11 protein-coding genes and 2 tRNA genes are annotated in these 10,024 nt (G+C 68.7%); 8 read left to right on the top strand and 5 right to left on the bottom strand.

All coding sequences use genetic code 11. The annotated features are described in order from the left end of the window. The first annotated feature begins 118 nt into the window (after window positions 1–118). The gene (locus tag EP28_RS12485) at window positions 119–487 is read left to right on the top strand and encodes a fluoride efflux transporter FluC (protein ID WP_049984331.1); all 369 of its coding nucleotides are present in this window, start codon (window positions 119–121) and stop codon (window positions 485–487) included. Window positions 488–578: 91 nt separating this feature from the next. Next, window positions 579–914, top strand: a complete 336-nt coding sequence (locus EP28_RS12480) for a hypothetical protein (RefSeq protein ID WP_049984330.1) — start codon at window positions 579–581, stop codon at window positions 912–914. Window positions 915–936: 22 nt separating this feature from the next. On the opposite strand, the gene cca is transcribed toward EP28_RS12480, so the two are convergent. Further along, the gene (gene cca, locus EP28_RS12475) at window positions 937–2,412 is read right to left on the bottom strand and encodes a CCA tRNA nucleotidyltransferase (protein ID WP_049984329.1); all 1,476 of its coding nucleotides are present in this window, start codon (window positions 2,410–2,412) and stop codon (window positions 937–939) included. A 196-nt stretch (window positions 2,413–2,608) separates the two neighbouring features. Between cca and EP28_RS12465 the strand changes: the two genes are divergently transcribed. Beyond that, window positions 2,609–2,717: transfer RNA gene (locus tag EP28_RS12465), tRNA-Asn, on the top strand. Between the two features lie 116 nt (window positions 2,718–2,833). Continuing rightward, window positions 2,834–2,909 (top strand) — tRNA-Ile (locus EP28_RS12460). Between the two features lie 51 nt (window positions 2,910–2,960). On the opposite strand, the gene EP28_RS12455 is transcribed toward EP28_RS12460, so the two are convergent. After that, window positions 2,961–3,824 (bottom strand): TIGR01548 family HAD-type hydrolase, encoded by an 864-nt coding sequence (locus EP28_RS12455; protein ID WP_049984327.1) that lies wholly within the window; start codon window positions 3,822–3,824, stop codon window positions 2,961–2,963. A 97-nt stretch (window positions 3,825–3,921) separates the two neighbouring features. Next, window positions 3,922–4,398: a UPF0146 family protein gene (locus EP28_RS12450; RefSeq protein ID WP_049984326.1), complete on the bottom strand. Its 477-nt coding sequence runs from the start codon at window positions 4,396–4,398 to the stop codon at window positions 3,922–3,924. A gap of 39 nt (window positions 4,399–4,437) precedes the next feature. Here EP28_RS12450 and EP28_RS12445 point away from each other — a divergent pair, with 39 nt between their 5' ends. The 3 genes from EP28_RS12445 (at window position 4,438) to EP28_RS12435 (ending at window position 6,660) form a co-directional block, all read left to right on the top strand. Beyond that, complete coding sequence (locus EP28_RS12445) at window positions 4,438–4,959, top strand: archaemetzincin family Zn-dependent metalloprotease (protein ID WP_049984325.1); 522 nt, start codon at window positions 4,438–4,440, stop codon at window positions 4,957–4,959. A 121-nt stretch (window positions 4,960–5,080) separates the two neighbouring features. Next, the gene (locus EP28_RS12440; protein ID WP_049984324.1) at window positions 5,081–5,380 is read left to right on the top strand and encodes a DUF6432 family protein; all 300 of its coding nucleotides are present in this window, start codon (window positions 5,081–5,083) and stop codon (window positions 5,378–5,380) included. A gap of 125 nt (window positions 5,381–5,505) precedes the next feature. Continuing rightward, a complete protein-coding gene (locus tag EP28_RS12435) occupies window positions 5,506–6,660 on the top strand; it encodes a CAF17-like 4Fe-4S cluster assembly/insertion protein YgfZ (RefSeq protein WP_049984323.1) in 1,155 nt (384 codons plus the stop codon). A 330-nt stretch (window positions 6,661–6,990) separates the two neighbouring features. Here EP28_RS12435 and EP28_RS12430 read toward each other — a convergent pair whose 3' ends face one another. Next, window positions 6,991–8,169 carry an inorganic phosphate transporter gene (locus EP28_RS12430; RefSeq protein WP_049984322.1) on the bottom strand — a complete coding sequence of 393 codons (1,179 nt, stop codon included), beginning with the start codon at window positions 8,167–8,169 and terminating at the stop codon, window positions 6,991–6,993. A gap of 1 nt (window position 8,170) precedes the next feature. Continuing rightward, window positions 8,171–8,299: a DUF7859 family protein gene (locus EP28_RS14680; RefSeq protein WP_255358278.1), complete on the bottom strand. Its 129-nt coding sequence runs from the start codon at window positions 8,297–8,299 to the stop codon at window positions 8,171–8,173. 549 nt (window positions 8,300–8,848) lie between these two features. Between EP28_RS14680 and EP28_RS12425 the strand changes: the two genes are divergently transcribed. Then, window positions 8,849–9,901 (top strand): TAXI family TRAP transporter solute-binding subunit, encoded by a 1,053-nt coding sequence (locus tag EP28_RS12425; protein WP_049984321.1) that lies wholly within the window; start codon window positions 8,849–8,851, stop codon window positions 9,899–9,901. Window positions 9,902–10,024: the final 123 nt, after the last annotated feature.

Here is a 10,024-nt window from a genome sequence, read left to right as displayed (position 1 = left end):
CGGCTGTGAGAGTGATCGGGAGGTCGGCTGTGAGAGTGATCGGGAGGTCGGCTGTGAGAGTGATCGGGAGGTCGGCTGTGAGAGTGATCGGGAGGCTACCTGTGACCGGAGGGCACTCGTGACCGGAGCGGTTCCGGCCGTCGTCCTCGTCGGACTCGGGGGCGCGCTCGGTGCCGCGGCCCGCCACGCGGTCGGGATCCGGATCGAGGGACGGCTGTCGGTCACGGTCGTCAACGCACTCGGTAGCCTCGCGCTCGGCGGAACGCTCGCCACGCCGATCGGGTCCGCGGGAACGCTTCTCGCCGCTGTCGGGTTCTGCGGGGCGTTCACCACATTCTCCTCATTCGCCGTAGAAACCGTCTCGACCGCTGCCGGCGGATCGAGCGGCCGTGCCGCCCGCTTTGCGGCCGTAAATCTTGTCGTCGCGCTCTGTGCGTTCCTCGTTGGAACGCTGCTCGCCGGAGCGCTCGCCGGCGGCCTCGGCTGAGTGGGGTTCGACGCGGTCCCGCCGCGCCGCGGTGCTCCCCGGCGTGCGAGCGAACGACAGGTACAGGCCGCTCCGTCTCGTACCCGGTTCCGTGACCGACGACGCTGACTCCGGCCCGCGAACCGCCCCAGACGGCGACACCGCGGTCGGTGAGGAGGAGCGAGCCGTCGACGGCGAGAGGAACGCGGGCGGCGACGACCCCGTCGCGTTCGGTGACCTCTCGCTTCCGCAGCGCGTCTTCGTCGCGGCCGTCCAGAACCCGACTCGCGGCCTCGCTATCCTCGGACTGCTCGCGTTCGCGTTCTCGTTTTACATCGCGTTCTGGCTCGCGTTCCCGCGCATCGCGGCGCTCGCGTCGGCCGTCGGTGCCGTCCTCGTCGCGCTCGTCGCGCTCGTCTACGTCGCGTCAGACCGGATGGCTGCGTAGGCGGCCGCATCTCGCCCTCCCGTCACGGGTGCGGCTCGTAGAACTCCCGAAGCGCGCCGCCGAACTCGTCGGCGAGCGTCGCGACGGCGTCGCCGACTAACACGTCGCGGTCGCTGAAGGCGCGGTCCACCTGTGCCCCGAGCGCGACGTCGGTGGCGGCGTCGCTTTCGAGGTAGTCGCGAACGGTCGTGAACGCGCGTTCGCGCTCGACGACGTACCGATCCCCGTCGATGAAGGGTCCGTACGTGTCCGGATCGACGTCGTCGGCGTACGACTCGTAAAAGCTCTCCGCGTGGTTTTTGACGGCGACGGGCGGCCCCTCGTGCCGCTCGACTGCGGGGCGCTCGGCCACCTCCAGTTCGGCGTATAGCGCGGCCCGTCGGACCGGACCGTTCCATCCGCCTATGCCGCCCGCGTCCTCACTCCCCGACCCGTTCTCGGCGGTGTCGCGTGGCGCGGTTCCGTGAGGCACTGTATCAGAGTCGTCGCTCACCATCGCCTGTGCCCGAAGCACGTCGAACCCGTGGGCGTCGAGCCCGCGTACGATCCCGTCGAGGGACCGACGGAGCTGTGGCCACAGCTGGTCGTCGACCAGATCGGGTGCGTCGAACGTCACCGCCACCGGCGTCGTCTCTCGGCGATGCACGTGGTCGCGGACGCCCGCCGCGTCGAGCGGGTCGGGCGGTTCCGTCTCGAACAGCTCGATGCGCGGCGCGGCGAGCAGGTCGCGGGCGTAGTGCTGGAGCCGTGCGAGGTTCGCCGCCGAGAGGACCGCGGCCACGTTCCGCGTCGGGTCGGTCGGATCGACGACGACGAGGGGGTCGTCGAACGTCCGCTCGGCGTGGCTCTCCGGGTCGAACTCCATCGGGGGGTGCCAGCTTCGGGCGGACTCGACGAGCGGAACGAACCCGCCGAGTTCCAACACGAGCAGCTCGGTGAGGTAGCCGGAGAACCCCTCGGTACGGAGGTCGCTTCCGTACGCGCCGATACCCTTCAGAAACGCCTTCGCGAGCACCACGTCGTCGGCGAGGTCGTCGTCTAACCGAGCTGAGAGGTAGGCGTCGTGAAACGGCGTTCGGTCGACCGCGGAGACCAACTCGCCGGCGCTTTCCACGTCGTGACACGGAACCAGATCGACGTCGAACCCCTCATGGGACCCCTTCACGTAGGGGTGTTCGGCGTACTCCTCGTGTCCGTCCGGGAGCACCGCGTGGCCGACGGCGAGCCCGTACTCCTCCAGCTGCTCGCGGTTGAGGTCGGCGGCGAACCGGACGAACAGATCGATGTCGCGGTCGCCGGAGACCCACGTACCCCGCGCGGTCGATCCCACCTGCACCACGTCGGCGTCGACGGGGAGGTCGGAGATCGCCTCGCGGGCCCGCGCGACGAGGTCGACAGCGACCGATCGAAGCCGCTCCCGCTCCTCCGGTTCGGGGATGACCCGCTCGCGGATCCGATCCAGAACCGCGTCGAGGTCGGCCGCGTCGGTGTCGCTCATGGATCGACATCTCGCGGTCCGGCCGAAAACGTGTCGGTCACGGTCGGACTGGATTCCGGCGGAGTCGAAACGTCAGGGGGCGGTCGCCGTGTTCGACCGGGTTTCTGTCGACGAACTCCGTTGCGTGTCAACCCGCCTCCCCCGAGTCGGGCGGAAACGAAAGCCCTATCAAAACGAGTCGAGTATCCGGAACTGAGCCGAAGTAGCTCAGTTGGTAGAGCGCCTCGCTGTTACGACGCTCGGCGGGTTTCCCCCCGGACGTCACAGTCACGAGGCGGTCCCAGGTTCGAGTCCTGGCTTCGGCGCCTCTCTGTATTCTGATTTCTGAGCGACTACTGAACACGTCGAGGTAGATGTGTCTTGGACATCGGTTGTTCCGATTCGGTACGCTAAAGAGTCGGTCTCGTTTACCCCAGAGTACGGGCCCTTAGCTTAGTCTGGCTCAAAGCGTTCCGCTCATAACGGAATGATCGCTGGTTCAAATCCTGCAGGGCCCATTTTCTGCGGCAAACTACGTCACGAGCCACACGGGCGCGACCAGATGCCGCCTACTCCAGTAGCTCGACCAGTTCGTTCACGTCGTCGACGACCGCGTCGGCTCCGTTTTCGGCGAACGTCTCCCGTCCCGAATCCCCGGTCAAGCCGCCGGTGAGAACGCCGATCCCGTAGTACACGCGCGTCTCGTCGTCGGCGTCGGCGTTGCGCGCGGTCCGCACGTCGTCGAGGGTGTCGCCGGCGAAGGCGACGCGCTCGGCGTCGAACCGCTCTCCGAGCGCGACGAGCGCGTGCGGGTGCGGCTTCCCCTCCTCCCAGTCGTCCATCGTGAACCGCCGGTTATCAGGCACTTCGAGGCCGACGCGCGAGAGGGCGATCTCGGCTTCAGCGGCGGGTCGCCCGGTCACCACGCCCACGTCGAACCGCGCGGTCAGGTCCGCTATCGTCTCCGGGTCGACGAGCGTCGGCTCGTCGTGGATGTACCCCGGTGCCGAAAGCGGCGGGTCGCCGCCCTCGAGCTCCCGATATAACTCTTCGCCGAGATACAGCGCCTGAAACGTCTCGCGGAGCCGATCGCTGTCCAACCGGTCGGTGACTCGCGCCTCCTCGACGCCGGGGAGATCGCGCACGACGGCTCTCGCCGCGTCGAGCCCGCCGCCGCCCTCGGCCACCCGGTCGGTGAACGCCTCGACGCTCAGTTCGAGCCCCTCGCGGCGCGCCAGCACGTACAGGGCGGCCGCGTCCGTCAGCTCCCAGTCGTTGTTGAACCCGCCGGCGTTCTTGAACGACTGGACCGCGTCGCGGTCGATCGTCTCGCCGTACACCCGATCGACGGACTCGATGATCGCTCGGCGATACGAGTCCGCCACGTCGACCAACACCCCGTCGATATCGAGGACCACTGCGTCGACCTGCATACGTCCGTAGCCGACGGCAGCGGGAAAGAACGTTCCGGGTTCGCGGTCGTCGTGGTTGCTATCGGCGTGGTGGGCGCAGTCGCTATCGCCACCGCCGCTATCGGCGGTGCGTCCCGCCGTCGATGTCCGTTCCCTCGCGCGCGACGTAGAGCGTGGCTTCGCCCACCGACCGGCGACGGACTCGGACCGTCGGTTCCTCGAACCCGAGCGTGGTGAACAGGCAGGCGGCGTCGAGCCGCTCGGCGAGGTCGACCGTCGGCCGCTGGAGTTCCGCAGGGAGGTTACACGCGTACACCGCGTCGGCGGGGAAGGAAAGCGGCTCCGGGGTGGCCTGTCGGTCGCTCTCGTCCGCGAGCGCGAGCACGTCGCCCTGCGTGACGCGCAGCGTTCCGTCTCGGGATTCGGCCGCTGCCGCGCGGACCCGATCGCCGATGTCGATGTCGACCGCCACCACCTCGCGGCCGCGGTCGGCGAGCCTGCGCGCGACCTCCGGACGGTCGCCGACGCCGATCTCGATCAGGCGGTCGTAGCGAGAGAGCGGCTCGACGAGCGCACGACGGGACGATGATACCACGGCGCGAGTTTTATGACCGCGGCGGTCAAAAGCGGTTCCATGCTCGTGGACATCGTTCCTGTCGGGGAGGTCACCCCCCGCGTGAAACGGGAGGCCTCCGCTGCGCTCCGATTGGTGTACGACTGTGACGTCACGGTCCACGACGACCAGCCGATCCCCGAGACCGCCTACGACTCGGGGCGCGACCAGTACCGTGCCGAGGATCTCATCGAGACCGTCGGTCGCGTCGGCGGCGGCGAAAAGAACATCGGTATCACGTCTCAGGACCTGTACTACCGCCGCCGGAACTACGTGTTCGGACTGGCGTACCTGAACGGCAGCGGCTCCGTCATCTCGACTCACCGGTTGCGCACCTCCTCCGACGGCGGCGTCTCGACCAAACCCGCGATCGACGTGTTCGCCGACCGCGTCCGCAAGGAGGTCGTCCACGAGATCGGTCACACGCTGGGGTTGGAACACTGCGATAACAGCAAATGCGTGATGTCGTTTTCGCCCACGGTCCGCGAGGTCGACGTGAAAGAGGAGAACCTCTGTGGTACCTGTTCTCGGCTCGTACGCTAGGCCTGCTCCGGCCTGGACATCCGCCCGACCGCACCGGTCGCTGGTCGATGATCGGTCGCCGTTCGACGCCCCCGTTCGGCCCGCCGGTAGACGTAAACCCCGTCCTGCCCAATCGACGCGTATGGCCGCCAAGCCGGAATACCGCGACCGGCCGGACGTCGAGGTCGCGCTGCTCGACGCGCTCGTCGACCGCGGCGACGAGGGGATGACGGTGTTGGAGCTTCGCGCAGCCGTCGACGCCGACATCGACGCCGTTGAAGAGGCGCTTTCCTCGCTAAAAGCCGACTCGCTCATCACGGTCGAGAGCGCGGAGCGGGTCCGCGTGTACCCGCACGACCGCGTCGTCCCCGACCCCGACGCGCCGGCCGCCGACAGCGATGTATCGCTCGTCGACCAGCTCCGCGACCGCCTCGGGCTGTAGGCCGCGCCGTTCGGTCGCTTCTGCGGCGTCTCGTCCGATCGCTTTCGCCGTCCGTCGTTCGGTTCCGTCATCTCTCCCTCCCCCGAGACGGCGGCCTTTTGGCGCTCGCACGACTCCGATGGGGTATGACGCTCGTCTCCGGAACTCACGGCGCTCACGGCGCGACGTACCGCGACCGCGGCGGCCGGCAGGTGGTCGACCATTACGGGAAATCCGAGCGCGTCGGCGGGGCGGTCCGGAAGGTCGTCGGCGCGATCGAGATGGGGTACGGCGTGCTCGCGGTCTCCGGGACGGACCGCGTCGAGTTCGTCGACAACGCGGTCTCGAACCGCGTCCCGGCCGAGGACGGACAGGGGGTGTACGCCCTCCTCCTCGACCCGCAGGGCGGCATCGAGACGGACATGTACGTGTACAACGCGGGCGAGCGGCTGCTCGTCTTCCTCCCGCCGGAGCGCGCGGACGCGGTCGCCGACGACTGGTCGGAGAAGGTGTTCATCCAAGACGTCGAGATCGCGGACGTCTCCGAGGAGTTCGGCGTGTTCGGCGTCCACGGTCCCAAATCCACCGAGAAGATCGCCTCCGTGCTCGGCGGCCCCGGCGCGCCCGAGGAGCCGCTCTCCTTCGTCCGCGGGTCGATGGTCGACGCCGGCGTCACCGTTATCGCGACGGACTCGCCGCTCGGCGAGGAGGGGTACGAGGTGATCTGCGCGGCCGACGACGCAGAAGAGGTGTTCGACACTCTCCTCACCCGCGGACTCAACGCCGCCCCGTTCGGCTACCGGACGTGGGACGCGCTCACCGCGGAGGCCGGGACTCCGCTCTTCGAGTACGAACTGGAGGGAACGGTGCCGAACGTGCTCGGCCTGCGGAACGCCCTCGACTTCGAGAAGGGGTGTTACGTCGGCCAGGAGGTCGTCTCCCGCGTCGAGAATCAGGGACGGCCGAGCCGTCGGCTCGCCGGCCTTGCGCTCGACGGACTCGCCGACGCGGTCGCCGAGGTCGACGGCGACGCCGATCCCGAGGGGTACGACGCGCTCCTGCCGACGCCCGGTGCCGCCGTGTTCGCCGGCGACGAGGCGGTCGGCGAGGTGACTCGCGCCGCGGTCGGCCCCGCCTCCGGCGATCCCATCGCACTCGCGCTCGTCGGCTTCGACGCCGACCTCGACGGTGCCACCGTGCGCGTCGCCGGCGACGAGGTCGCGGCGTCCCGCGCCGACCTCCCGTTCGTCGACGGGAGCGCGCGCTCGGCGCGACTGCCGGCGTACCCGAGCGACGAGTAGTGAATACCGTTCGGTCCGCGGTCGGCGCGCCTCCGAGCGCCCTCCGGGCGCGAGGTGCTCGTGAGGGAGTCGCTGGCGGCTTCCGCCGCCAGCGACGAGGCTGGGGAGGGTGAGGTGCGGTCGCGGTCGGGTGGGACTCAAAGGGGCAGTCGGCTCCGGGAAGACGGGCGACGCAAGCACCGCAAGGAGCGAGCAACGCGAGCGACTGAGGAGCGCAGCGAGCCCCTCGACCGGAGCCGGCTGGGGCTTTGGAGGTGTTCACCGTCGATTCGGCGCTGACGGGTTATAACTGAATATTCACCGTTCACCGGTCAAGTCGCTCCTCACCACTCAGAGCACGAACTGCACCGCGGAGTACACGCCGTATCCCAGCGCGAGCGACCCGACGAGCGACGCGACCCACGCGAACACGGTGTAGGCCATCTTCGCCCGGCTCACGCCGGCGTCGCCGGCCGCGTAGCCGGCCCCGACGATCGCCGAGACGATGATCTCGTTGAACGAGACGGGGATGCCGAACGCGACGGCGGTCTGTGCGATCGCGAACGAGGGGATGAGCGCCGAGATCGACCGACGCGGCCCCATCGAGGCGTAGTCCTGCGCGAGCGCCTTGATCATCCGCGGCGCACCGGTCCACGACCCCGCGAGCAGCCCGACGCCCCCGCCGACGAGGAGCGCCCACAGCGGGACGCCGACGTCGCTGAAGATCGGCACGAGCGGCCCGATCGCGAGCCCGACCTGTGACCCGCCCGCCGAGAAGGCCACCAATCCCCCCATCGCGAGCAGGAAGCGGCGCTGTGCGCCCTCGCGGTCGCGCCCGAGGTCCGCGTACACCGCGAGCGCGACGAGCGCGGCCACGGCGAGCGTGACCGCCCCGCTCCCGATCTGTGTGCCGACGCCGAGCCCGGGGCCGAGCGCCGACGCGATCGACGCTTGCTCGCCCTCGGGACCGAGGACCGCGAAGCCGACGTTGGCGACGAGCGCGCCGACGACCCCCGCGAGGCCGGCGGTGAGTGGCCGTTCCGGGAGGCGTTCGCCGATCAGCGTGCGGGCGACGCCGTACGCGACGCCGCCGCCGACGAACGGCGTGAGCACCCACAGCGTGAGGATCTCCCTGTACTTCGGCCACGCGGGGTCGCCGCCCATCGCGAGGCCGACGCCGACGACCGCGCCCGTCACCGTGAACGCGGTTGCGATGGGATACCCCGCGAACACGCCGATCGCGACGAGGACGGCGGCGGTGACGAGCGCGACGATGGCCGCGCCGGCCGTGAGCGTGACGCCGCCGATCAGTTCCGTGCCGACCGCCTCGGTCACGTTCGCCCCCTGTAGCACCGCGCCGAGCAGTCCGAGGACGCCGACGACGAGTCCCGCGCGCATCACCGAGATCGCATTCGCGCCGACGGCGGGCGCGAACGGGGTCGATCCGGACGAGCCCGCGCCGATGGACCACGCCATGAAGAGGCTGGCGGCGGCGGCGACGCCGAGCGTGGCGACAGTGGCGACGACCATCTCAGTTCTGGCCGTCCTCGTACCCCTCTCGGAGCCCGGTCACGGTGCGTCGCACGAGGAGGAACCCGAAGAAGAGCAGTCCCAACAGTCCGACGAGGATGATGACGAACAACGGTTCGACCGGTAGCATACCCTCGAATCCGTCGGCACGGGGTTATGCGTTTCGGGCGACGCGACGCCGATTCGGCTCCGAGACCGACCGCCACTCAACTCCTCACCATGTGACTAAAACGACCGTTTGTGCGTAAACTATCTATAAACGGCCAGCGGTCTACCTGCGAGATGCGACCCCCGCTTCGGCCCTCCCCCACCGCTCGGACCCGGGTCGCCGACACATTCGGTTCCTTTCCCCCGCCGGCTGAACGCACGACTGTGCTCTCTCCCGTCGAGACCGGTTCGTGGGGCGTTCGGCTCGAACTCCCCGGGTTCGTCTCGGGCCGTCTGGGTCTCGGGCCGTCTGAGTCTCGTGCCGCCCGTCTTTTTCGCCTCGCAGCCGACAGACCGCGCGCTGCCACACAACGGCGGCGGCCTCACGCGCGTCACACTCGCCGTGTGACGAGCGATCCGTGCCTGACTCCTGTGATACGGACAGCGTTAGACGCATACGGATTGTGATAACAAACCTGTGTGGCAAAAATAGCCAAAAATATAAACCCGCAACGCTCGAAATCGAAACGGTATGTCTTCCAAAGAAACCAGACGGCGATTTCTCGAAGCGACCGGCGTGGCCGGCATTGCAGCGCTCGCTGGCTGTAGCGGAAACGGCGGCGACGGTGGCGACGGCTCGGACGGCTCCGACGGAAGCGACGGTGGCGACGGCTCGGACGGCTCCGACGGAATGGACGACGGGTCCGACGGGTCCGACGGCGGCGATTCGAGCACCCGCCTGAGCTGGCACGCCGGCGGGACGGGCGGCACGTACTACCCGCTCTCGAACGAGATCAAGACGATAGTTGAGGAGAACACTGACTTCTCGCTGAACGTCCAGTCAACGGGTGCGAGCGTCGAGAACGTCGGCAGCCTCGCCGACGGCTCCGCCGACTTCGCGCTGATCCAGAACGACGTCGCCTACTTCGCGAAGAACGGCACCGGTATCGAGGCGTTCCAGGACAACGCCATCGACAGCCTCCAGGGCGTCGCGACGCTGTACCCCGAGACGATCACGCTCGTCACCCTGGCTGACTCCGGCATCGAGAGCCTGAGCGACCTCAGCGGCGCGACGATCAACACCGGCGACCTCGGATCCGGGACGCAGGTCAACGCGAACCAGATCCTCGATGCGGTCGGGATCACCGACTACAACGAGCAGAACGCCGGCTTCTCGCAGGCGTCCGAACAGCTCGCGAACGGCGACATCGACGCGGCGTTCGTCGTCGGCGGCTGGCCGGTCGGCGCTATCGAGGACCTCGCGAACACCAACGACATCAACATCGTCCCGATCGCGGGCGACAACCGCGAGGCCATCAAGGACGCTGCCTCGTGGTTCGCCGACGACACCATCCCTGGCGGCACCTACACCGGCGTCGACGAAGCTGTCGAGACCGTCGCGGTGCAGGCGATGATCGCCACGCACTCCGGCGTGGACGCCGACACCGTCGAGACGGTCACCGCGGCCATCTTCGACAACCTCGACGACCTGACGATCAAGACGGACTTCATTACCGTCGACAGCGCACAGGACGGGATGTCCATCGAGCTCAACGACGGCGCGGCGGCGTACTTCGACGTCTGAGCCGCCGCAGCCGACAGTGACGCGTCGCTGTCGCGCGTTTCGTGACCGGACGCCGCGCGACCCGTAGGCGCACACCGATACTCATCGTCGTGCGTCCGCCGGACTGTCAATATACGCCACAAC

Origin of the sequence: Halorubrum sp. BV1, from assembly GCF_000746205.1 — an archaeon.
In the GTDB taxonomy this organism is placed as follows: Archaea; Halobacteriota; Halobacteria; order Halobacteriales; family Haloferacaceae; genus Halorubrum.
This window is presented reverse-complemented; position numbering and strand designations above follow the sequence as displayed.

What these genes read in the sequence shown, in the direction of transcription:
- EP28_RS12455 (WP_049984327.1), bottom strand. Translation starts at nt 3,824, where the DNA reads ATGCAGGTCGACGCAGTGGTCCTCGATATCGACGGGGTGTTGGTCGAC.
- cca (WP_049984329.1), bottom strand. Translation starts at nt 2,412, where the DNA reads ATGAGCGACACCGACGCGGCCGACCTCGACGCGGTTCTGGATCGGATC.
- EP28_RS12435 (WP_049984323.1), top strand. Translation starts at nt 5,506, where the DNA reads ATGACGCTCGTCTCCGGAACTCACGGCGCTCACGGCGCGACGTACCGC.
- EP28_RS12425 (WP_049984321.1), top strand. Translation starts at nt 8,849, where the DNA reads ATGTCTTCCAAAGAAACCAGACGGCGATTTCTCGAAGCGACCGGCGTG.
- EP28_RS12440 (WP_049984324.1), top strand. Translation starts at nt 5,081, where the DNA reads ATGGCCGCCAAGCCGGAATACCGCGACCGGCCGGACGTCGAGGTCGCG.
- EP28_RS12445 (WP_049984325.1), top strand. Translation starts at nt 4,438, where the DNA reads ATGCTCGTGGACATCGTTCCTGTCGGGGAGGTCACCCCCCGCGTGAAA.
- EP28_RS14680 (WP_255358278.1), bottom strand. Translation starts at nt 8,299, where the DNA reads ATGCTACCGGTCGAACCGTTGTTCGTCATCATCCTCGTCGGACTGTTG.
- EP28_RS12430 (WP_049984322.1), bottom strand. Translation starts at nt 8,169, where the DNA reads ATGGTCGTCGCCACTGTCGCCACGCTCGGCGTCGCCGCCGCCGCCAGC.